Source organism: Streptomyces meridianus (genome assembly GCF_023703325.1).
GTDB classification, from domain to species: domain Bacteria; phylum Actinomycetota; class Actinomycetes; order Streptomycetales; family Streptomycetaceae; genus Streptomyces; species Streptomyces meridianus.
In genome coordinates, this window is sequence record NZ_JAMQGM010000008.1 from 108,772 (window position 1) to 131,514 (window position 22,743).

Consider the following 22,743-nt stretch of genomic DNA (forward strand, 5'->3'; position numbering starts at 1 on the left):
CATGGGCCGGGCCCCCGAGAGATCGGGGGCCCGGCCCATGTCGTGTTCGGGACCGTGTCGTGGTTCACGGCTCCGGTTCGGCGTGGGCCGGCGGATGCGACGACGGCGGGGCCGGACACCGGACAACCGGTGTCCGGCCCCGCCGTGGTGTCAGCCGGTCACTTCTCGCTCTTGCGGAGGCGGAAGACCAGGCCGAGCGCCTCGTCCGAGAAGGGCTCGCCGTACGGGCCGTCGGCCTGACCCGTGGCCAGCTCGTCGGCCAGGACCTCGTCGGCAATCAGTCCGGAGTGCTCCGTCAACGCCTCGGCCGTCTCGGCGGCGGTTGCCTCCCAGCGGACCAGGATGCGGTCCGCTACGTCCAGACCGCTGTTCTTGCGCGCCTCCTGGATGAGCCGGATGGCGTCCCGGGCGAGACCCGCACGCCGCAGTTCCGGCGTGATCTCCAGATCGAGCGCCACAGTGGCACCCGAGTCGGATGCCACCGACCAGCCCTCGCGCGGAGTCTCGGTGATGATCACCTCGTCGGGAGAGAGTGCGACCGTCTCCCCGTCCACCTCCACCGAGGCCGTGCCCTCGCGCAGTGCCCGCGACAGCGCCGCGGCGTCCGCTCCGGCCACCGCCTTGGCCACCGCCTGCACGCCCTTGCCGAAGCGACGGCCGAGGGCGCGGAAGTTCGCCTTGGCGGTGGTGTCGACCAGCGATCCGCCCACACCGGAGAGCGATGCCAACTCCGTGACGTTCAGCTCCTCGGCGATCTGCGCCCGGAGTTCACCGTCAAGCGTCTCGAACCCGGCTGCTGCCACCAGCGCCCGTGACAGCGGCTGCCTGGTCTTCACCCCGGACTCCGCCCGCGTGGCCCGGCCCAGTTCGACCAGGCGGCGCACCAACGCCATCTGCCGGGACAGCTCCGGGTCGACGGCCGAGGTGTCGGCCACCGGCCACTGCGTGAGGTGCACCGAGTCCGGCACCTCCGCAGTGACGGGCACGACCAGGTCCTGCCACACGCGTTCGGTGATGAACGGCACCAGCGGCGCCATCAGACGCGTGACGGTCTCGATCGACTCGTGGAGGGTGCGCAGCGCGGCAGCGTCACCCTGCCAGAACCGGCGGCGCGACCGGCGCACGTACCAGTTCGACAGGTCGTCGACGAAGCCCGACAGCAGCTTCCCGGCCCGCTGGGTGTCGTAGCCCTCCATGGCCGCGGTCACCTGCTCGACGAGCGTGTTCAGCTCGCTCAGCAGCCAGCGGTCCAACAGCGGCCGGTCCGCCGGGGCCGGGTCCGACGCGCTCGGAGCCCAACCGGTCGTCCGGGCGTAGAGGGCCTGGAAGGCGACGGTGTTCCAGTAGGTCAGGAGCGTCTTGCGGACCACCTCCTGGATCGTGCCGTGGCCCACCCGGCGCGCTGCCCACGGCGAGCCGCCGGCTGCCATGAACCAGCGGACCGCGTCGGCCCCGTGCTGGTCCATGAGCGGGATCGGCTGGAGGATGTTGCCCAGGTGCTTGGACATCTTCCGGCCGTCCTCGGCGAGGATGTGGCCGAGGCAGACCACGTTCTCGTACGACGACTTGTCGAACACCAGGGTGCCGACCGCCATCAGCGTGTAGAACCAGCCGCGGGTCTGGTCGATGGCCTCGGAGATGAACTGCGCCGGGTAGCGCTTCTCGAAGGTCTCCTTGTTGCGGTACGGGTAGCCCCACTGCGCGAACGGCATGGCGCCCGAGTCGTACCAGGCGTCGATGACCTCGGGTACCCGTGTCGCCGTCAGCGAGCAGCCCTCGGCGGTGCAGGTGAACGTGACCTCGTCGATGTACGGGCGGTGGGGGTCGAGACCGCTCTGATCGGTGCCCGTCAACTCCGAGAGCTCGGCGAGCGAGCCGACGCAGGTGAGGTGGTTCTCCTCACAGCGCCAGACCGGCAGCGGGGTGCCCCAGTAGCGATTGCGGGAGAGGGCCCAGTCGATGTTGTTGTTCAGCCAGTCGCCGAAGCGGCCGTGCTTGACCGACTCCGGGAACCAGTTGGTGCGCTCGTTCTCGCGGAGCAGAGCGTCCTTGATCGCGGTGGTGCGGATGTACCAGGACGGCTGCGCGTAGTAGAGGAGCGCGGTGTGGCAGCGCCAGCAGTGCGGGTAGCTGTGCTCGTACGGCAGGTGCCGGAACAGCAGGCCGCGGGCGTGCAGATCGGCGACGAGCGCCTCGTCGGCCTTCTTGAAGAACTGGCCGCCGACGAGTGTCAGGTCGTCCTCGAAGGTCCCGTCCGGGCGCACCGGGTTGACCACGGGCAGGCCGTACGAACGGCAGACGCGGAGGTCGTCCTCACCGAAGGCGGGGGACTGGTGGACCAGGCCGGTGCCGTCGTCCGTGGTGACGTACTCGGCGTTGACCACGAAGTGGGCGTTCTCGATCTCGACGAGCGCGAACGGGCGCTCGTAGGTCCAGCGCTCCATCTCGGCGCCGGTGAAGGACTGCCCGGTGGTCTGCCATCCCTCGCCCAGCGCCTTCTCCAGCAGGGGCTCGGCGACGACCAGCTTCTCCCGGCCATCGGTGGCCACCACGTAGGTCACGTCGGGGTGGGCGGCCACCGCGGTGTTGGAGACCAGTGTCCAGGGGGTCGTCGTCCAGACCAACAGGGCCGCCTCACCGGCGAGCGGGCCGGAGGTGAGCGGGAAGCGGACATAGACCGAGGGGTCGACGACCGTCTCGTAGCCCTGGGCGAGCTCGTGGTCGGACAGGCCGGTGCCGCAGCGGGGGCACCAGGGGGCGACGCGGTGGTCCTGGACCAGCAGCCCCTTGTCGAAGATCTCCTTGAGCGACCACCACACGGACTGGACGTACTGCGGGTCCATGGTGCGGTAGGCGTCGTCGAGGTCGACCCAGTAGCCCATGCGCGTGGTGAGCTCGGTGAAGGCGTCCGTGTGACGGGTCACCGACTCGCGGCACTTGGCGTTGAACTCGGCGATGCCGAAGGCCTCGATGTCCTTCTTGCCGTTGAAGCCGAGCTCTTTCTCGACGGCGAGCTCCACCGGCAGGCCGTGGCAGTCCCAGCCGGCCTTGCGGCCCACGTGGTAGCCCTGCATGGTCCGGAACCGGGGAAACACGTCCTTGAAGACCCGGGCCTCGATGTGGTGGGCGCCCGGCATGCCGTTGGCGGTCGGCGGCCCCTCGTAGAAGACCCACTCGGGGCGGCCCTCGGACTGCTCGAGGGAGCGGGCGAAGACCTTGTTCTCGCGCCAGAAGTCGAGCACGGCGTGCTCGAGGGCGGGCAGGTCGACCTGGGCGGGCACCTGACGGTACTGCGTCGGCTTCATCGGGGGTTCTCTTCCTCCGGCGGACTCGGGGTTCTCGAGTGGAGCTGTCCGTCGGAGGGACGAGAGCAAGCGCTCCCGCGGTACCACCCTCCTTGACCGTGGGGCGCTCGCACGCACCCGCGGCCCCCTCATTGGGGTCGCGCAGCCGGGTCTACTCGCTCGAGGAGCTTTCTTCCGGCGGCTCCGGGGTGATCTTCACGCCGCGCACGCCCCCGGGCTCGCACCGTCCCCGGGTCGCTCGGACCTGCCGCTGCCGGCGGGCCCCTGGCTGCGTACGGCGCTACTCGTCCCCTTCCACGCCTTTCGCTGCGCCCAGTGTACGGGGCGGAGCCGACGGTGGCCGACTCGATTTCTCCGGGCCCGCGGCGGGGGCCACCGGGCAGGGCTGCCGCCCCTCGAACGGATTAGCTTCCCGATGCCGGGGCATGACGCAGGCAGACCGGGTGGCATCCCGTGCGCGGCAGGCACGGCGTTCCGTCCGGGCCGGTCCGGCGCCGCCGGGGGGTCGGCGTGCCCCGTTGCCGTGGGATCGGAGTCGATTTATCGTCCCAGCACGATTCGCGAGCAGGGTCGCACGAGCTGAAGGGGCCGCTGCCATGGTCGCCAGGAAGACCACCGCGAAGCAGGCGGAGACCGCCGACGAGGCGGCGACCGAGAAGCCCGTCGCCGCCGGCAGGACGGCTGCGAAGAAGTCCACGAAGAAGACGGCGGCGAAGAAGAGCGCCGCCAAGAAGACCACCGCGAAGAAGTCCACGGCGAAGACTGCCCCGGCGAGGAAGACGGCCACTGTGAAGAAGACGGTCACGAAGAAGACGGTCACCGCAGGACCCGCGGGCAAGACTGCGAAGAAGACCGTGAAGAAGACGGCGGAGCGGGTCCCTGACGGGGGAGTTCCCCCCGGTGACGACCGGTCCGCACCCGCGGTCACGATCACGCCCGAGGCGGCCCCGGAGGAGCTGGCGGTCCGGCCCGGTGAGGAGCCGTGGACGCCGGAGGAGGTCGCCGAGGCACGGGAGGGGCTGCTGGCCGAGAAGGCCCGGCTCGCCGACGAGATCCAGTCGTCCGAGGAGGCCATCACCGGACTCATGCGCGACTCCGGGGACGGTGCGGGCGACGACCAGGCCGACACCGGCACCAAGAACATCACCCGCGAGCACGAGCTGGCGCTGGCCGCCAACGCCCGCGAGATGCTCCAGCAGACCGTGCACGCCCTGGAGCGCATCGACACCGGGACGTACGGACTCTGCGAGTCCTGCGGCAACGCCATCGGCAAGGGCAGGATGCTGGCCTTCCCCCGCGCGACCCTGTGCGTCGAGTGCAAGCAGCGGGAGGAGCGCCGCTGACGTCGTCCCTGCGGCCCTCCGGCGTGCGGGCCCCGGGCCCGGCCCGGGCAGGACCGCAGGCCGGTGGCCGCTGACGTCTTGCAGCCGTGCCGTACCCTCGTCCTGAGCCGGGTCGCTGGTACCGGCGGGCGGGCGCGATCTTGAGGGAATCAGGTGGCAGAGTCGGAGCGGATCATCGGTACTCCAGGCACTGAGGGCGGGGCGGCCGGACAGGAGAACGAACCCGGGGGCCGCGGCGCGACTCCCGCGGGTGCCACCGGAACCGGGCGGAGCCGGCGGGTCGGTGTGCTGCTCGCGGTCGCATGCTTCGCCTACCTGATCGACCTCGTGAGCAAGATGATCGTGGTCGCCGAGCTGGAGCACCACGCGCCCATCGAGGTCATCGGCACCTACCTGCGGTTCGAGGCCGTCCGCAACGCCGGAGCCGCGTTCGGCATGGGCCAGGCCCTGACGGTGGTCTTCACGGTCATCGCCGTGACCGTGATCGTGGTGATCGCCCGGATCGCCCGGAAGCTGTACAGCACCCCGTGGGCCGTCGCCCTCGGCCTGCTCCTCGGGGGAGCCCTCGGCAACCTCACGGACCGGATCTTCCGCTCGCCCGGGGTGTTCCGTGGCGCCGTCGTGGACTTCATCGCCCCGGCCCACTTCGCGGTCTTCAATCTCGCGGACTCGGCGATCGTCTGCGGCGGGATCCTCATCGTGATCCTCTCGTTCCGTGGCCTCGACCCGGACGGGACGGTCCACAAGGACTGAGCGCCGCCCCCGGTCAGCCGGGGGCGGAGGTAACGGCCACCATTCGCCGTCCGGCATACTCGACGGGTGAGCACCCTTCCCGAAATCCGCACGCTTCCCGTTCCCGACGGCCTGGAGGGCGAGCGAGTCGACGCAGCCATCGCCCGCATGTTCGGCTTCTCCCGGACCAAGGCGGCCGAGCTGGCCGCGGACGGCAAAGTCCTGGTGGACGGCAGCCTGGCCGGGAAGTCGGACCGGGTCAGCGGCGGAGCCTGGCTCGAGGTCGAGATGCCGAGGCCTGCCCAGCCCGTGCAGATCGTCGCCGAGCCGGTCGAGGGGATGGAGATCGTCCACGACGACGACGACATCGTCGTGGTCGTCAAGCCGGTCGGTGTCGCCGCTCACCCGAGCCCCGGCTGGACCGGCACCACCGTCATCGGCGGCCTGGCCGCGGCCGGCTACCGGGTCTCCACGTCCGGTGCCGCGGAGCGCCAGGGGATCGTGCACCGCCTCGACGTCGGCACCTCCGGCCTGATGGTCGTCGCCAAGTCCGAGCGCGCCTACACCCTGCTCAAGCAGCAGTTCCGCGACCGCACCGTCGACAAGCGCTACCACGCCCTCGTCCAGGGCCACCCCGACCCGCTGAGCGGCACCATCGACGCTCCCATCGGCCGCCACCCGAACCACGACTACAAGTGGGCCGTGACGGCGGACGGCAAACCGAGTGTCACGCACTACGACCTCATCGAAGCGTTCCGGGCCGCCAGCCTGCTCGACATCAAGCTCGAGACCGGCCGCACGCACCAGATCCGGGTGCACATGGCCGCCCACCGGCACCCCTGCGTCGGTGACCTCACCTACGGCGCCGACCCGACCCTCGCGAAGCGGCTGAAGCTCACCCGTCAGTGGCTGCACGCCATGAAACTCGGCTTCGAGCACCCCGCGGACGGGCGCTGGGTCGAGTTCGCCAGCGCCTACCCGGACGACCTGCAGAACGCACTGGACATCGTGCGGGCCGAGAGCTCCTGACCCGCGGACCCGGCGCTCACCGGCTTCCGGCGGCCCGTCACGCCGGTCGGCTCGGCACTGCCGGAACGGCCGGTGGGACGGGCCGGAAGGCGAGCCCCGCGAGAACCGCCACTCCTGCGGCCGACAGCAGGGCCCCGGGAAGCGACCGAGCCGCGGCCGGGCCCGACACGGCCGCCCCCAGGGCGAACCCGGTGATCTTCAGGCTGGCGCCCGTGGTGAAGATCTGGGCGCGCAGGTTTTCCGGGGCGTCACGGTGACGTACGGCGAACAGGGCGGCCAGTTGGGGCCCTTCGCCGATGCCTGCCACGACGGCCGCGGCGACGAGCAGGTCCGGCCGGCCGGTTGCGGCCAGAGCCGGTGCCACGGCCCGGACCAGGGCACCGGCGCGGACGACCGTGTCCGGAGCGAGCGGTAACGGGAAGCGCGCCAGCACGGCATTGGCCGCGAGTGCGGAGAGCGCCGTGCAGGAGAGCAGCGCCGCGCCGTAACCCGCCGCGCCGAGGACGCGTTCGCCCAGCAGCGGGAGGCAGCCCGCCGGCACGCCCCCGGCGACGCAGGAAACGCAGGAGGCGAGGGTCGCCCGGGCCAGTCGGGGTGACCGGGCGATGCACTGGGTCCCGGCCGCGAGCCCACCGAGCATCGAGGCCGAATCCGCACGCTGCGCGGACCGCCGGACCGCGGGCATCGTCCACGCGGCGGGCACCGCCACGGCGATCAGCACCACCGAGACCACCACCGCCGCCGGCGCCCCGAGCGCCTCGGCCGTCACCCCGGCGAGAGCGGGACCCACGAGACCGGCCACATCGAACGTCATCGCATCGAGCGCGTTCGCCCGGGCCCGCCTGCCCTGCGGCACCACCCGGGCAAGCTGGGCCGTCCAGCCGCCCGACAGCGCCGGACCCGCCAGCCCCGTGACCACGGCGACTGCGACGACGGCGGCGATGGGGAGGTGCCCCAGCCCGGCCACTGCCACCGCCAGGCCGGTCGCATACAGGGCCAGCGCGGCGGCCAGCAGCCGGCCCGGCCGCACGGCGCGGTCCAGCAGCACTCCCAGCACCGGCCCGCCCAGCGCGGCCGCGATCGTGAGGCCCGCGAGCAGTGACGATGCCTCGGCAGCGGAGCCGGTGACAGCGAGCCCGGCCAGTGTCAGAGCCGGCCCGGACATCTCGTCCCCGGCGCGGGCCGTCAGTGCTCCGAACAGCCAGGACCCCATCGGGTAACGCGAATTCACCAACAGGACGTTACGCATGTAACTCAGAACTCAGCAATATGCGTTACAGTCCGCGGATGGCCCCACCCGCCGACGACTGGTCCACCCGGCACTCCGTACTGACCACGGCGCGCCGTGCCGCCGCCCTGGTCAACGTCCTCGCCGGCGACGTCACGGACCCGGACGCGGTCACCGCCGTGCTGCGCGACTATGGGGAGACCGACCCCATCCGGCTCGACCGCCGTGACATCGGCCGGATGCGCACGGCCGCCGGCCTCCTGAGGGAGGTCTTCGCCGCCGATGACGCCGACGGCGCCGCTGCCGCGCTGAACCTCCTCCTGGCGGACCACACCGGCCCGTTGCGTCTGACGGCCCACGGGGGCAGCACGCCCTGGCACCCCCACCTCGACAGCGGTGACGACGCCCCCTGGGACGAGTGGTTCCTCGCCTCGTCCTGCATGGCCCTGACCGTCCTGCTCTGGGACCACCAGCGGCCGCCCGGCCGCACCTGCGTCTCCTCCGGCTGCCGCAACGTCTTCATCGCGCACGGCAGCGGTCCGGAACGGCGCTATTGCTCACGTCGCTGCGCCACCCGTGAACGCGTCGCGGCCCACCGCCACTTCCGAGCCGCCCGGGTCGCGAGGCCGGTTCCGCGTACCGCCGTGGCACGCTTGAGCCCGATCAACGGACCGACGCGGGGAGACACCTGCCGTGGACCAGCTGGCCCTGCTGTTCCTGCTCCTGCTGGGAGCCGTCGTCACGGTTCCGCTCGGCGACCGGCTGCGGATTCCGCCACCGGTGCTCATGACGATCGGCGGGGCCGTGCTCGCGTTGCTGCCGTTCGTGCCCAACGTGCAGGTGCCGCCCGAGTTCATCCTTCCGCTGGTGCTGCCCCCGGTGCTCTACGCGGCGGTCAAGCGGACGTCCTGGCGGCAGTTCACGGCCAACAAACGGGCCATCTTCCTGCTGGCCGTGGCGCTCGTGTTCGTCACCACGGCGACGGTCGCCGGCGTCGCGCACGCCATGGTTTCGGGGTTGTCCGTCGCGGCGGCCGTGGTGCTCGGCGCCCTGGTCGCTCCGCCCGACCCGGTAGCGGCAACCGCCGTCGCGGGAACACTGGGGCTGCCGCGCCGCATGGTGTCGATCCTCGAAGGCGAGGGCCTCTTCAACGACGTCACGGCGATCGTCCTCTACCACGTCGCCCTGGCCGCCGTGGTGACCGGAAGCTTCTCGCTGCCCGAGGCCCTCGGCACCTTCGTCCTCTCCGCGGTCGTGGCCGTCGCCGTGGGACTCGCGCTGGGCTGGATCGCCAACCGGCTGATGAGCCTCCTCGACGACGCCGCGCTCCAGATCGGGCTGACCCTCATCGTCCCTTTCGCGAGCTACGCGCTCGCCGAGTCGCTGCACGGATCCGGGGTCCTGGCCGTGCTCACCACGGCCCTCTTCCTCGCCGAGTACGCCGTGGACGCGGACGACGTGCTCGGCCGGCTCGCCGGCCACACCTTCTGGGAGATCGTCGACACCCTTGTCACCGGGGTCGCGTTCGGGCTCATCGGGCTCGAACTCCACACCGTCCTCGGCGCGGCCGAGGGCCGCTGGGGCGAACTGGTCGGGGTCGGGGCTGCGGTGGCCACGACGGTCGTCGGCGTCCGGCTGCTGTACCTGCTGCCGGCGGCCTGGCTCGCCCGCCGGCTGCACAAGCTCCGGGACGCCGAGGACATTCCGATGACGTGGCGCGAGACGGTGGTGATGTGGTGGTCCGGCATGCGAGGCGTCGCCTCCGTCGCCCTGGCGCTGGCCGTGCCCTTCGAACTGGACAACGGCGACCCGTTCCCCGGCCGCGACGCCATCCTGTTCGTCGCCTTCGCCGTCGTCCTTGCCACCCTCGTGCTGCAGGGGCTGACCCTGCCCTGGCTGGTCCGCACGCTCGACGTCCGCCGGGACACCGACGCCGAGCGGGAGCAGGAGCACCGGCTCGCACACCGCGCCACCCGGGCGGCCAAGGAACGCCTGCGTGAGATCGGGGAGGCGGAGGAACTGTCCGCGGAACTGTCGGAGCAACTGCTGCGCCGCGCGGACGAGATGGGTGTCCGCATCGCGCCCGACCTCGTGGACGACCGGCGGCAGGAGGCCCACGAGAGGAGGATCCGCAGCGCCCGGAAGATGCACCGGATCCAGGGGGAGATGCTGTCGGCCGCCCGGCACGAGATGGTCGACGCACGCAGCGAGCCCGGGGCGGACCCCGAGATCGTCGACCGCGTCATCCGCAGGCTCGACGTCCGCAGCCTGCGCGGCTGACCGTACCCACGGCACGGTCCTTGGGCACCCGGCGCCCCGGGCGACGGGCGGGCAAGCGCACTGTCCGACAAACCTGTCGGAACCTCCGAGCAGCCCACTGCGAGGACGCCTCTCCACCTTGCGCACGCACCGGACACCCCCGCCCCCGCCTTGCGGCGGACAGCGCTCTTTGTCGGACAGGACCTAGGATCGACAGCACAAGCGGCCCTCTCACGCGGGAGTGACATGTCGAGAACCGTCGTCATCAGCGGAGGCGGCACGGGCATCGGGCTGGCCGCGGCGAGGACGTTCGCCGAGGACGGCAACCGGATCGTGCTGATCGGCCGGCGGCCCGAAGTGCTGGAGCGGGCAGCGGCCGGGATCAACGGGGCGGTCGGTTGCCCCGCCGATCTGAGCGATCCGGAGCAGGCGGAACGGGCCGCGCGGTTCGTCTGCGAGGAGTTCGGCGCCGTCGACGTCCTGATCAACAGCGCCGGCGGGAACGGCGGTCTCGAACCGGGGCCGGAGCATCCGGACGGAGCACTGACCGGGACCGCCCACGACTGGACGGTGAACTTCCGGCTCAACACGCTCACGGCGGTCCTGCTGACCGAGGCGCTGTTCGACCATCTGGCCTCGCCCGGGGGCCGGTTGCTCTTCCTCGGCTCGATCGCCGCCCGGCGCGGTTCCGGATCCGGCGCCTACGCGGCGTCCAAGGCCGCACTCCATCCCTACGCCTTCGACCTCGCGCGGCGGCTCGGCCCCCGGGGCATCACGGTCAACGTGGTCGCGCCCGGTTACATCGAGGACACCGACTTCTTCGGCGACGGGCTGCCCGAGGAGCGGCGGCGCGCACTCGCCGAGGAGACCCTGATCGGCCGGGCCGGCGTGCCGGGTGACGTCGCCGCGACCCTGCACTGGCTCGCCTCCCACGCCGCTGGGCACATCACGTCCCAGGTCATTCACGTCAACGGCGGTGCGGAGCGCGGGAACTGAGACCGGGCCCGGGCCGGCCGCGCACCGGTGGAGCGGCAGGCCCGGGGCATCGTCAGTGACCGGCGGAGGGCTTGCCCGCCTCCTTGGGGCGGGGAATCGCCGGGCGCTGAGCGTCCGGGGCCGGCACGGCGGGTGCGGTGGCCACCCGCGGCAGCGCGTACGGGTGCCGCTCGCCGAGCCACGCGATCATCTGCTCCCGGACCACGCAGCGGACGGTCCAGATGTCGTCGGCGTCCCGGGCGGTCACCAGGGCGCGCACCTCCATGGTCGTGGGCGTGGCGTCGGTGACGACGAGCGACCGGGCCCGGCCGTCCCAGGCGTCGCATTCGTTGAGGATCAGGTCGAGCCTGGTGCGCATCTCCTCGATGGGCGCGGAGTGGTCGAGGTGGAAGAAGACGGTGCCGGTCATCTGCGGTCCGCCGCGGGACCAGTTCTCGAAGGGCTGGCCGGTGAAGTACGAGACGGGCATGACGATGCGGCGCTCGTCCCAGGTGCAGACGGTCAGGAAGGTGAGGGTGATCTCCTCGACCGTGCCCCACTCGCCTTCCACCACCACGGTGTCGCCGATGCGCACCATGTCGCCGAAGGCGATCTGCAGTCCGGCGAACAGGTTGCCCAGGGTGGACTGTGCGGCGATGCCCGCGACGATGCCGAGCAGGCCGGCCGAGGCCAGCATCGAGGTGCCGACGGCGCGCATGGCCGGGAAGGTGAGCAACATCGCGGCGACGGCCACCACACCGACGATCGCCGTCACGACCCGCTGGATCAGAGTGAGCTGGGTGCGCACCCGGCGGACGCGGGCCGGGTCGCGGGTCGCCTGCGCGTAGCGGGCGTAGCTGGACTCCACGACGGCGGCGGCCACGCGCAGCAGCGTCCACGCGGCGGCGCCGATGAGGATCAGGGTCAGGATCCGGCCGATGGCGGTGCTGTGGGCGAGACCGACGTGGATCTCGCGGTAGCTGCCGCGCAGCAGCGCCGTGCACACCGCCACCTGGAGCGGGGGGCGGGCTCTCCTGAGCATCCCCCACAGCGGTGTCTCCGGATGCCGGGCGTCGGTTCTGGCCAGCAGCCACGAGACGGCCCAGCCGACGAGCAGCGTCAGGACCACCGCTGCGCCGATGACGATGACGGGACGCAGAACGTCCTCCATGGACCTGCCGTCCTTTCCCTCAGCGGTCCGCTTCCCGCGGACCGCGAATGGCACGATGGAGAGACTGCTAACCCGCGAGAGGAAAGTGACACCGGTGCCGGGGCTTCCGACGATTGTTCTTTTTCACAGCGCCTACGGTCTGCGTCCGGCCGTGCACGCGGCCGCGGACCGGTTGCGTGCCGCAGGCCACGAGGTGCACGTGCCCGACCTGTACGAGGGCAGGACCGCCGGCAGTGTCGAGGAGGGACGGGAGATCCGGGACGGGATCGGCAACGACGAACTGCTCCGGCGTGCGGTCACCGCCGTGGCCCCGCTGTCCGACCGGGGGCTGGTCTACGCGGGTTTCTCGCTCGGCGGCTCCATCGCGCAGAACCTCGCGCTCGCCGACGACAGGGCCCGCGGGCTGCTGTTGCTGCACGGCACGTCGGACCTTCCCGAGGACGCTTCGGTGGACGATCTGCCGGTGCAGTTGCACGTCGCCGACCCCGACCCGTTCGAGCCGCACGACTGGCTGAGCGCCTGGTACCTGCTGATGCGCCGGGCCGGCGCCGACGTCGAGGTCTACCGCTACCGGGGCGCGGGTCACCTGTACACCGACCCGGACCTGCCGGACCACGACGCCGAGGCGGCGGAGGAGACCTGGACGGTGGCGCTGGGGTTCCTCGCCGGGCTGTGAGCTGCCGCCGGGTGCGTCCCGGCCGGAAACCGCCGGCTGCCCGGTCACCCCGTGAGGACGGGGTGACCGGGCAGCCGGGTGCCGCGCGGGGAGTCAGCCGCGGTAGGCGTTCCAGTAGGTGTTCATCCGGCTGACCTGGCCCGGGGTGAACTGGGTCATGCAGGAGTCGTAGGTGTAGTCCATGAAGTTCTTGATCGGGTCGACGCCGGAGGCGCTGCAGGTGTCACGTCCGGTCGGGCACGCGTAGGCCGGGCTGGCCTCGGCCGGGGTGTCGCCGACGGAGTCGCCGGGAGCGGCGCAGCCGCCCTGGAAGGTGTGGTAGAGGCCCATCCAGTGGCCGACTTCGTGGGTGGCGGTGTCGCCCTGGTTGTAGTTGGCCGCCGAGCCGCCGGGCAGGGACTCGTCGAGGATGACGACGCCGTCCATCTCCGGGTCGCTCGCGTACCAGTCGGGGAAGGTGGCCCAGCCGAGCAGGCCGCCGCCGAGGTCCGCGGTGTAGATGTTGAGGGCGTTGGCGCCGCCGCGGCGCAGCGAGGACTTCATGGCGGCTTCTTCGGCGCTGTCCGGCTCGATGCCGTTGTACCAGGAGGCGTTGTCCGTGTAGTCGGTTCCGGCCAGCGAGAACGAGAAGCCGGTGGGCGTGTTCCCGTCGCCCTGGCCCGCGTAGGCGGCGTTCAGGACGTTCATCTGGGCGGCGATGTCGGACGACGAGAGGTTTCCGGCGGCGCCGTCGTGGACGACGTGGAAGTAGACCGGGACGGTGGCGCCCTGCTCCTTCATGGCACGGCCGTTCTCCGACCGGAGCAGCTCGTCCACTCTTCGCTTCAGGTTCGCGTTCATCTCCTCGGCCTCGGCCCTGGAGACGGCGTTGGGCTCGTGCGCGCCGGACTGGCCGTGCTCGGAGTCCGGGTGCGCCAGGCGGGCGGCCGTGTTCGCACCGGAGCCGTCGACGCACGCCTCGGACTTGGTGACGGTCCTGGCCGCGCCGCCGGCGGTCACGGTGCCTGCGGAGGCAGACAGGGGGGTGATGGCCAGCACACCGGCCAGCATGGCGGTGCCGATGAAGCGGTTGCGGAGGCGCGACGATATTCGAGCAGTGCGCATCTGGGCTCCTCGTGGTCACAGGGGTGGGGGGTTTCCGCCCGTCGCCGGGACATTACGAGGCCCTGTCAGATCAGGAAGAGATTCGATCAAGCCCATTCAATAGCTGTGTTATATAAGGGTATTGATGCGTCGACAGCCGACAAAATTGATAGGGGATGACAGGTCGGGGCACCGGGGGCCCATAGAATTGTGCGGGGTGTGTCCGGATAGATGACACGACCACACCCCTCATCGCCGCTGAGCGGACCCGCTCGCGCCGGACGCCCGTGGCTGAAAATCGACGCTTAGAACACCGGCTGGTCGGCCCGCTCGATCCGCTGCGTTCCCGACCGGGTCCGGTAGGAACGCCGCCACGTCGCGGACGCCTCCGGGTCGGTCTTGTCGCTGACCGCGTAGTAGTCCATCTGCGCCCGCTCCGCGGTCACGTCCAGCACGCCGTAGCCGTGCGAGTCCATGTCGACCCACTTGACGTGGCGGTTGGCGGCCTTCACCGCCGTCTCCGCCGCGACCGACGCGGTGTGCGGGGGGACGCGCAGGATGTCGTCGAGGTTGTCGGAGGTCACCGAGGTGACGACGAACTCCGTGGCCGCGGACGGCGACAGCGGATACGTCGCGGCCGTGACCGGGACGTCGTTGGCCCACGACATGTGGATGTCACCGGTCAGGAAAACGGTGTTGTCGATGCCCCTGCCGCGCAGATGGGCGAGCAGTTCCCGCCGGTCGTCCGTGTAGCCGTCCCACTGGTCGACGTTGACCGCGAGCCCTCCCTCGGGGATGCCCAGCAACTCGGCCAGGGGGCCCAGCAGATGCGCGGGGACGGCCCCGAACGCCACCGGGGAGATCATCACCGAGGTGCCGACCAGGTGCCAGGCGGCATCCGAGGAGGCCAGTCCCGACTTCACCCAGTCCAGCTGGGCGCGGCCGGTGATCGTGCGGTCGGGGTCGTCGACGTTGCCGCTGCCCGGCGACGTCTGCTGCGACCGGAAGGAGCGCAGGTCCATCAGATGCAGGTCGGCCAGCCGCCCGAAACGCAGCCGCCGGTAGGTGGTTCCGGCCACCGAGGGGCGTACCGGCATCCACTCGAAGTACGCCTGCTTCGCGGCGGCCATCCGGGCCGCCCACTCACCCTCCGCTCCCGGGGTGTGGTTCTGCGCTCCACCCGACCAGGTGTCGTTGGCGAACTCGTGGTCGTCCCAGATGGCGACGACCGGGTGCGCCGCGTGCAGGGCCTGCAGATCGGCGTCCGTCCGGTAGTTGCCGTGCCGGGCGCGGTAGTCGGCGAGCGACGTGATCTCGTGGGTGGGCACGTGGCTGCGTACGACGGGGCCCTGCAACGGGTATTCGGCGGCGCCGTACTCATAGATGTAGTCGCCCAGGTGCAGTACGGCGTCCAGATCCACCCGTGCGGCCAGGTGCCGGTAGGCGGAGAACCACCCGGACTCCCAGTTCGCGCAGGAGACCACCCCGAAGCGGACGCCGTCGGTCCTGGCGTCATGGGCCGCGGTGGTGCGGGTGCGTCCCACCGGCGAGGGCACGCCGGCCGCCGTGAAGCGGAAGAAGTACGCGGTGGCCGGCCGCAGTCCGCGGACGTCCGCCCTCACGGTGTGGTCGCTCGACGCCCTTGCGGTCGCGCTGCCGCTCGCGACGATCCGGGCGAACTCCCGGTCCTCGGCGACCTCCCAGCCGACCGCGGTGTCCGGGCCCTTGCCGGAACCGGGTACGGCGTCGGGCGAGGGCGTCACCCGGGTCCACAGCAGGACGCCGTCGGGAAGGGGGTCGCCGGAGGCGACACCGTGGCGGAACGCCGGGAGATCGCCCACCGCGTGGGCGGTGGCGGGGCCGGCGAGCGGTAACAGGGCGGCGGAGGCGGCTACGGCCTTGACGACCGTGCGGCGAGAGGTGTGCGTGTGGTCATCGGTCACGGCCGATCAGATTACTGACAGGTATGCGAACGGGCGGGCGAATCCCGCGAATTCGCCCGCCCGTTGCCGCAGCGCCGCTACTGCTTCGCCGCCAGGGCCTTGTCCACCGCGGTCCGGAACTGCTCCGGGGTCATCGGTGCCGTCTGGCCGCCCTCGGCCGTCACCTTGGCGCCGTCGATCTTGATCGTCGGGGTGCCGGTGACGTCCTTGGCCTGGAAGAACTTCTCGTTCATCTTCACGGCCCAGGTGTCGTAGGTGCTGTTGTTCACGGCCTTCTCGAACTTCTGGTTGCCCTTGAGCGCGTCGACCTGCTGGGCGATCTTGATCAGGTGCTTGTCGTCGGAGAACGCGTCGACCGACTCCTCCGGGTGGTTCTTCGCGGAGTACAGCGCCTTCTTGTACTCGAGGAAAGCGTCCGGGCTGACGTTCAGGGCCGCCCCCAGGGCGCTGAGAGCGTTCTTGGAGCCGGTGCCCCGCTGGCTCTTGTCGCCGTCCAGGAACGTGCCGAACGTGAAGGACACCTTGTACTTGCCGTCCTTGATGTCCTTGATCAGCGTCTCACCGTTGGCCTGCTCGAACTGCGAGCAGATCGGGCACCGCATGTCCTCGTACACGTCCATCGTGTGCTTGGCCTTCGGATCCCCGACGACGACGGTGGTGCCGTTCGGGCCGCTGGAGTTGGCGGGCTTGGCGAAGTCCTTCGCCTTCGCTGCGGCGGTCCAGTTGCTGTTGTCGCCCTTGCCGCTGCCCTCGTCGCTCATATTGCTGACCGCCACACCGACACCCGCGGCAAGACCGAGGACGGCGACGATCGAGCCGCCGACGAGCAGCCGGCGGCGGATCCTGTCGCGCTTGGCCTGGCGCTCGCGCTCGGCGCGCAGCCGCTCACGGGCGGCCTGCTTGTTGGCGTGGCTGTTGCGGTTGCTCATGGTGGTGTTCCTGCTCCGTCGTGATCGTGGGTGGCTGCGGTCGTGCTCTCGTCAGAACGACGGGCAGGGCGGTCCGCGGCGGACGACGGAGTGCACCAGGATCGGAGGGATACGGGTGGTGGGGGCGGCAGGCCGCGGCCGGGGCTCACGGCCCGGTCCGGCCGGCGACGCGCCCACCGCGGCCACAGCGGTGAGCAGCGGACGGAAGGCCGCGCCCGCGACGGCACACACCAGCCCGCCGAGCGCGGCCTCGCCGCGCCTCAGCCAGGCCGCGGCGGCGAGCCCCACCGCGACATGGGCGGCGAGCAGCAGCCAGGGCGTGGACGGCCCGGCCGGGAGCGCGACCGGCGCACCGGTCTCCCCGCCCGTGATCCGGGCCAGTGGCGCCCCGACGTGCCCGCCCGTGCACAGCACGTCCAGCCCGAGGGAGCGCAGCGGACCCGCGACCGGGCCCCCCGCCTCCCCGTAGCAGAGGTGCTGGCCCGTGGTGAAGACGGTGTCCGCCGCGAGCTCCAACGGCACCAGCAGCGCCGCGATCGAACGGAAACTGCGCTCCCGGCCGGCCAGGGCGTAGGCGATCAGGAACACGCCGGCCGCGAGTCCGCCCACGGTGACCGGGGGCAGCGGCGCCCCGGAGAGCAGGACGTGCGAGGCAGCGGACAGCGTCACGCAGAGCGCCGTGAAGAGCGCCGCGCGCAATGCCCGAAGCCGTCCTGCGGATATGTCCATCGCGGAGAGTGTGCCATGCCTCTCGGTAAGAGGACCGTGAGATCCCCCGCCCGGGCAGATCCGGCGGGCACGGCTCAGCTCAGCCGGCCGTTGCGGAACAGGTCGACGAACATCTGGTGGTCGGCCCGCGCCCGGGCGCCGTAGGAGTGCGCGAACTCGACCAGCAGCTCCGCGAAGCCGTCCTCGTCCTCGGCGATGGCCGTGTCGATGGCCTCCTCGGTGGAGAAGGGGACGAGCGCGTGGCCGCTCTCGTCGTCCGCCGCCGCGTGCATGGTGGCCGTGGCCCGGCCCAGGTCGGCCACCACCGCGGCGATCTCGTCCGGGTCGTCGAGGTCGGTCCAGTCGAGGTCGACGGCGTACGGGGACACCTCGGCCACCAGCTGGCCGGCACCGTTCAGCTCGGTCCAGCCCAGCCACGGGTCGGCGTGGGCCTGCAGCGCCCGCTGGGAGATCACCGTGCGGTGCCCCTCGTGCCGGAAGTAGCCGCGCACCCGCTCGTCGGCGATGTAGCGGGAGACCGCCGGGGTCTGCGCCTGCTTCATGTAGATCACGACGTCGTTCTCGAGGGCGTCGCTGTTGCCCTCCAGGAGGATGTTGTACGACGGCAGGCCCGCGCTGCCGATGCCGATGCCGCGGCGGCCGACGACGTCCTTGACCCGGTAGGAGTCCGGACGCGCCAGGCTGGCCTCGGGAAGCGTCTCGAGATAGTCGTCGAAGGCGGCGAGCACCTTGTAGCGCTCGGCCGCGTCCAGCTCGATCGAGCCGCCGCCGGGGGCGAAGCGCCGTTCGAACTCGCGGATCTCGGTCATGGTGTCCAGCAGCCCGAAACGCGTCAGGGAGCGGGCGTCGCGCAGCGCTCCGAGCAGCGGCCCCTCGGCGGTGTCCAGCGTGAAGGGCGGCACCTCCCCGTCCGGCGCGCCCTTGGCCAGCACACGGATGCGCTCGCGATAGGCGCTCGCGTACGTCCGGACCAGGCCGGTGATCTTCTCGTCGCTGAGCGCCTTGGCGTAGCCGATCAGCGCGACGGACGCCGCGAACCGCTTGAGGTCCCAGGTGAAGGGGCCGACGTAGGCCTCGTCGAAGTCGTTGACGTTGAAGATCAGACGCCCGTGGGAGTTCATGTAGGTGCCGAAGTTCTCGGCGTGCAGATCGCCGTGGACCCATACCCGGGAGGTCTGCTCGTTCAGGAACGGGCCGGAGTCCTTCTCGTCCTCGAGATCGGAATAGAACAGGCAGGCAGTGCCCCGGTAGAAGGCGAACGCGGAGCCGGCCATCTTGCGGAACTTGACCTCGAAGGCGGCGGGATCCGCGGCGAGGAGCTCGCCGAAGGCTGCGTCGAACACGGCGAGAATCCTCTCGCCGCGCTCCTCGTCGTTGACTGCCGTGGCCTGCTGGAGCGACATGCGGTGGGCCTCCTGGTGGGACGATGGACGAGCGGCGGCGGAACGCCGGAGCGGGTCGCGGCGAACAGCCGTTCCAGGTGTGCAACGGCCGGGCGGATCAGTGAGTGCCCGTCCGGTGTCAGGGGTCGGCCGTAAGCTGGGCCTGCGGTGCGGAAGTGCACGCAGGGGCGTGCGAAAGGACGAGCCGGGGAGCGCCCTGGCGGCAGGTACGCCGGGACACGACGTGAGTGCTGTGCGTCATCGGACGAGGTCGTGCCCGTGGTCCGTTCCCGATGCCGCGGCGGGTCGGCCGCAGCCGCGTTTGGGAGGGCCCCGAGGGATAGGGTGGAGGCTTCCCACGACTTGCTCCGGAGGTGCGTACCCGGTGGCCGACTCCTTTGTTCACCTGCACAATCACACCGAATACTCGATGCTCGACGGTGCGCAGAAGCTCAAGCCGATGTTCACCGAAGTCGCGCGTCAGGGCATGCCGGCGATCGCCATGAGCGATCACGGCAACATGTTCGGTGCGTACGAATTCTCCCAGGTGGCCAAGGACTTCGACGACGTCAAACCGATCATCGGCATCGAGGCGTACGTGGCGCCCTCCTCGCGCCGCAACCGCAAGCAGGAGTTCTGGGGTCCCGGCGGGCGACGCGCCATGTCCGACGACGGCGAAGGCTCCAAGGACGTCTCCGGCGGTGGCCGCTTCACCCACATGACGATGTGGGCGCGGAACATCCAGGGGCTGCGGAACCTCTTCTTCATGTCGACCGAGGCGTCGTACACGGGTCAGTTCCCGTCCGGCAAGCCCCGGATGGACATGGAGCTCATCTCGGAGCACGCGGACGGCATCATCGCCACGACCGGATGCCCGTCGGGTGCGATCCAGACCCGGTTGCGCCTGAACCAGTACGACGAGGCGCGCCAGGTCGCGGCGGCCTATCAGGACATCTTCGGGAAGGAGAACTACTTCCTGGAACTGATGGACCACGACCTGGGCATCGAACGCGAGGTGCGGGACGGCCTGTTGCGCCTGGCGAAGGATCTGCAGCTCCCCCTGCTCGCGACGAACGACGCCCACTACGTCACCGAGGACCAGGCCGACGCCCACGACAACCTCCTGTGCATCGGTGTCGGCAAGAACAAGGACGACCCCAACCGGTTCCGCTTCAACGGATCCGGCTACTACCTCAAGACGGCCGCACAGATGCGGGAGCTGTTCTCCGAACTGCCCGAGGCATGCGACAACACCCTGGTGATCGCGGAGCGCATCGAGTCGTACGACGAGGTCTTCGACTACGTCGACGAGATGCCGCAGTTCCCGGACGTCCCCGAGGGCGAGACCCAGGAGTCGTGGCTGCGCAAGGAAGTCCTCAAGGGCCTCGTCATGCGCTACGGCGACCCGGTCCCGGCCGAGGTCATGGAGCGGTTCGAGACCGAGATGAAGGTCATCGGCCCGATGGGCTTCTCCTCGTACTTCCTGGTGGTCGCGGACATCTGCCGGTACGCCCGGGACAACAGGATTCCGGTCGGTCCCGGCCGTGGTTCCGCGACCGGCTCGATCGTCGCCTATGCGACCCGCATCACCGAACTGTGTCCGCTCGAGCACGGGCTGCTGTTCGAGAGGTTCCTCAACCCCGAGCGCATCAACCCGCCGGATGTCGACCTCGACTTCGACGACCGCCGGCGCGACCAGATGGTCCGCTACGTCACCGAGAAGTACGGCGACGAGTTCACGGCCATGGTCAACACGTTCGGCAAGATCAAGGCCAAGAACGCGATCAAGGACTCGTCGCGCATCCTCGGCTACCCCTTCGCGCACGGTGAGCGGATCACCAAGGCTCTGCCACCGGACGTGATGGGCAAGTCCATCCCCATCGCGGGCATCTTCGACCCGGAGCACCCCCGCTACGGCGAGGCCGGCGAAGTCCGGCAGATGTACGAGAACGAGCCGGACGTCAAGAAGGTCATCGACACGGCCAAGGGCGTCGAGGGCCTGACCCGGGGCACCGGCGTCCACGCGGCCGCGGTCATCCTCTCCAAGACCAGGCTCACCGACCGGATCCCGCTGCACATGCGGGCATCGGACAGCGTGAAGATCACCGGCTTCGACTACCCCAGTTGCGAGAACATGGGGCTGGTCAAGATGGACTTCCTGGGGCTGCGGAACCTGGGTGTCATCGACCAGGCCATCGAGAACGTCCGGGAAAACCGCGGCGTGGACCTGTCCACCGAGAACATCCCCCTCGACGACACCCGGACGTACGAGCTGCTGGCGAGCGGCGACACCTTCGGTGTGTTCCAGCTCGACGGCGGTGGCATGCGCACCCTGCTCAAGCTGATGGAACCCACCCGGTTCGAGGACATCGCAGCCGCCCTGGCCCTCTACCGGCCCGGCCCCATGGCCGCGAACGCGCACACCAACTACGCGCACCGCAAGAACGGCCGTCAGCCGATCGAACCGATCCACCCGGAGCTGAAGGACCCGCTGGAGCCGATCCTCGGAACCACCTTCCACCTCCTGATCTACCAAGAGCAGATCATGGCCATCGCCCGGCAGCTCGCCGGGTACACCCTCGGCGGTGCCGACCTGCTGCGACGTGCCATGGGCAAGAAGAAGCCCGAGGTGCTGGCCGCGGAGTGGGAGAAGTTCCACGGCGGCATGAGGGACAACGGCTACTCCGAGGAGTCCATCAAGGCTCTGTGGGACGTGATGCTCCCGTTCTCGGGTTACGCATTCAACAAGTCCCACACCGCCGGCTACGGACTCGTCTCGTTCTGGACCGCGTACCTCAAGGCGAACTACCCGGCCGAGTACATGGCCGCGCTGCTCACGTCGGTCGGGGACGACAAGGACAAGGCAGCCGTCTACCTCGCCGACGCGCGGAAGATGGGGGTGCGCGTCCTGCAGCCGGACGTGAACGAGTCCGTGGCCGAGTTCACCGCCGTCGGCGACGACGTGAGGTTCGGGCTCAGGTCGGTGCGCAACGTGGGCGACAACGTGATCGAGGCCCTGATCACCGCCCGCAAGTCGAAGGGGAAGTTCGCCTCGTTCGCCGACTTCATCGACAAGGCGGAGATCGCTGCCCTGAACAAGCGGGCCGTGGAGTCCTTGATCAAGGCCGGTGCGTTCGACTCCCTCGGACACACGCGCAAAGGTCTGACCGGGGTCCACGAGGACGCCATCGACGCCATCATCCCGGTGAAGAAGCAGGCTGCGTTCGGCCAGGACGACCTCTTCGCGGGAATGGGAGGGGACGATGGCGAGGAGCCGGCGTTCGGCCTCGACTTTCCCATCGACGAGTCGGAGTGGCCGCGCAAGCAACTCCTCGCCACCGAACGGGAGATGCTGGGACTGTACGTCTCGGCCCACCCGCTCGACGGTGCGGAGCACATTCTCGCCACTCACCGTGACGTGTCCATCGCCGAGCTTCTCGGATCCGGCCGCAACAGCGGCGATGTGAAGCTGTCCGGGCTGATCACCGGCGTGACCCGCAAGATGACCAAGCAGGGGAACCAGTGGGCGATCGTCAACCTCGCCGACCGCGACGGCAGTCTCGAGGTGCTCTTCTTCCCCGCCGTCTACCAGCTCGTCCAGCATGCGTTGATCGAGGACAGTGTCATCAGCGTGAAGGGGAAGATCGAAGACCGGGACGGCACGATCAACATCTTCGGACGGGAACTGGAGGTACTCGATGTGTCCTCCGCCGAGAGCGGTGGCAAGCCTCCGGTGCAGCTCTCCTTCCCCTACCACCGGATCAACGAGCCCGCCGTGGCCGAACTCAAGCGCATCGCCCTGGCGCACCCCGGGGACTTCCCCGTGCATCTGCGGGTGCGCACCCCGGACAAGACCCTGGTGTACGCACTGGGCATGCAGGTGAACGCGGACTCGATCGCCTCGGACATCAAGGGCAGCTTCGGACAGGAAGCCTGGAGGGGCCTCGTGTGAGTGCCCC

At 70.4% G+C, this 22,743-nt stretch carries 15 protein-coding genes and 1 pseudogene; 8 read left to right on the forward strand and 8 right to left on the reverse strand.

Features of this window, described 5'->3' with window-relative positions; genetic code table 11:
- Positions 1-158: 158 nt before the first annotated feature.
- Complete coding sequence (gene ileS, locus M1E25_RS03690; protein WP_251409419.1) at positions 159-3,305, reverse strand: isoleucine--tRNA ligase; 3,147 nt, start codon at positions 3,303-3,305, stop codon at positions 159-161.
- A 596-nt stretch (positions 3,306-3,901) separates the two neighbouring features.
- On the opposite strand from ileS, the gene M1E25_RS03695 reads away from it, so the two are divergent.
- From M1E25_RS03695 to M1E25_RS03705, 3 genes are all read left to right on the forward strand, one after another.
- Entirely contained in the window at positions 3,902-4,648 is a 747-nt protein-coding gene (locus M1E25_RS03695; protein ID WP_251409422.1) for a TraR/DksA family transcriptional regulator, read from the forward strand.
- A gap of 153 nt (positions 4,649-4,801) precedes the next feature.
- A complete protein-coding gene (gene lspA / locus M1E25_RS03700; RefSeq protein WP_251409425.1) occupies positions 4,802-5,401 on the forward strand; it encodes a signal peptidase II in 600 nt (199 codons plus the stop codon).
- 66 nt (positions 5,402-5,467) lie between these two features.
- Positions 5,468-6,409 carry an RluA family pseudouridine synthase gene (locus M1E25_RS03705; protein WP_251409428.1) on the forward strand — a complete coding sequence of 314 codons (942 nt, stop codon included), beginning with the start codon at positions 5,468-5,470 and terminating at the stop codon, positions 6,407-6,409.
- 37 nt (positions 6,410-6,446) lie between these two features.
- Here the strand turns inward: M1E25_RS03705 and M1E25_RS03710 are convergent, their stop codons facing one another.
- On the reverse strand, positions 6,447-7,640 hold the full coding sequence (locus M1E25_RS03710) for an MFS transporter (protein WP_372500511.1): 1,194 nt from the start codon (positions 7,638-7,640) through the stop codon (positions 6,447-6,449).
- A gap of 56 nt (positions 7,641-7,696) precedes the next feature.
- On the opposite strand from M1E25_RS03710, the pseudogene M1E25_RS03715 reads away from it, so the two are divergent.
- The 3 genes and pseudogenes from M1E25_RS03715 to M1E25_RS03725 form a co-directional block, all read left to right on the forward strand.
- Positions 7,697-8,245 (forward strand): annotated as a pseudogene (locus M1E25_RS03715) (CGNR zinc finger domain-containing protein); the annotation flags it as partial.
- A gap of 85 nt (positions 8,246-8,330) precedes the next feature.
- On the forward strand, positions 8,331-9,917 hold the full coding sequence (locus tag M1E25_RS03720) for a Na+/H+ antiporter (protein ID WP_251409431.1): 1,587 nt from the start codon (positions 8,331-8,333) through the stop codon (positions 9,915-9,917).
- Between the two features lie 225 nt (positions 9,918-10,142).
- Positions 10,143-10,892 carry an SDR family NAD(P)-dependent oxidoreductase gene (locus M1E25_RS03725; RefSeq protein ID WP_251409434.1) on the forward strand — a complete coding sequence of 250 codons (750 nt, stop codon included), beginning with the start codon at positions 10,143-10,145 and terminating at the stop codon, positions 10,890-10,892.
- 52 nt (positions 10,893-10,944) lie between these two features.
- Here M1E25_RS03725 and M1E25_RS03730 read toward each other — a convergent pair whose 3' ends face one another.
- A complete protein-coding gene (locus M1E25_RS03730) occupies positions 10,945-12,042 on the reverse strand; it encodes a mechanosensitive ion channel family protein (protein WP_251409437.1) in 1,098 nt (365 codons plus the stop codon).
- A 55-nt stretch (positions 12,043-12,097) separates the two neighbouring features.
- Here M1E25_RS03730 and M1E25_RS03735 point away from each other — a divergent pair, with 55 nt between their 5' ends.
- Positions 12,098-12,718: a dienelactone hydrolase family protein gene (locus tag M1E25_RS03735; RefSeq protein WP_251409440.1), complete on the forward strand. Its 621-nt coding sequence runs from the start codon at positions 12,098-12,100 to the stop codon at positions 12,716-12,718.
- A 93-nt stretch (positions 12,719-12,811) separates the two neighbouring features.
- Here the strand turns inward: M1E25_RS03735 and M1E25_RS03740 are convergent, their stop codons facing one another.
- From M1E25_RS03740 to M1E25_RS03760, 5 genes are all read right to left on the reverse strand, one after another.
- Entirely contained in the window at positions 12,812-13,822 is a 1,011-nt protein-coding gene (locus tag M1E25_RS03740; RefSeq protein WP_251409443.1) for a zinc metalloprotease, read from the reverse strand.
- A gap of 284 nt (positions 13,823-14,106) precedes the next feature.
- Positions 14,107-15,744: an alkaline phosphatase D family protein gene (locus M1E25_RS03745; protein WP_251409445.1), complete on the reverse strand. Its 1,638-nt coding sequence runs from the start codon at positions 15,742-15,744 to the stop codon at positions 14,107-14,109.
- 77 nt (positions 15,745-15,821) lie between these two features.
- Positions 15,822-16,673 carry a DsbA family protein gene (locus M1E25_RS03750; RefSeq protein ID WP_251409448.1) on the reverse strand — a complete coding sequence of 284 codons (852 nt, stop codon included), beginning with the start codon at positions 16,671-16,673 and terminating at the stop codon, positions 15,822-15,824.
- Between the two features lie 51 nt (positions 16,674-16,724).
- Positions 16,725-17,402, reverse strand: a complete 678-nt coding sequence (locus M1E25_RS03755; RefSeq protein WP_251409451.1) for a hypothetical protein — start codon at positions 17,400-17,402, stop codon at positions 16,725-16,727.
- A 74-nt stretch (positions 17,403-17,476) separates the two neighbouring features.
- The gene (locus M1E25_RS03760; protein WP_251409454.1) at positions 17,477-18,805 is read right to left on the reverse strand and encodes a DUF2252 domain-containing protein; all 1,329 of its coding nucleotides are present in this window, start codon (positions 18,803-18,805) and stop codon (positions 17,477-17,479) included.
- A 364-nt stretch (positions 18,806-19,169) separates the two neighbouring features.
- Here M1E25_RS03760 and dnaE point away from each other — a divergent pair, with 364 nt between their 5' ends.
- Complete coding sequence (gene dnaE, locus M1E25_RS03765) at positions 19,170-22,736, forward strand: DNA polymerase III subunit alpha (protein ID WP_251409457.1); 3,567 nt, start codon at positions 19,170-19,172, stop codon at positions 22,734-22,736.
- Positions 22,737-22,743 lie beyond the last annotated feature (7 nt).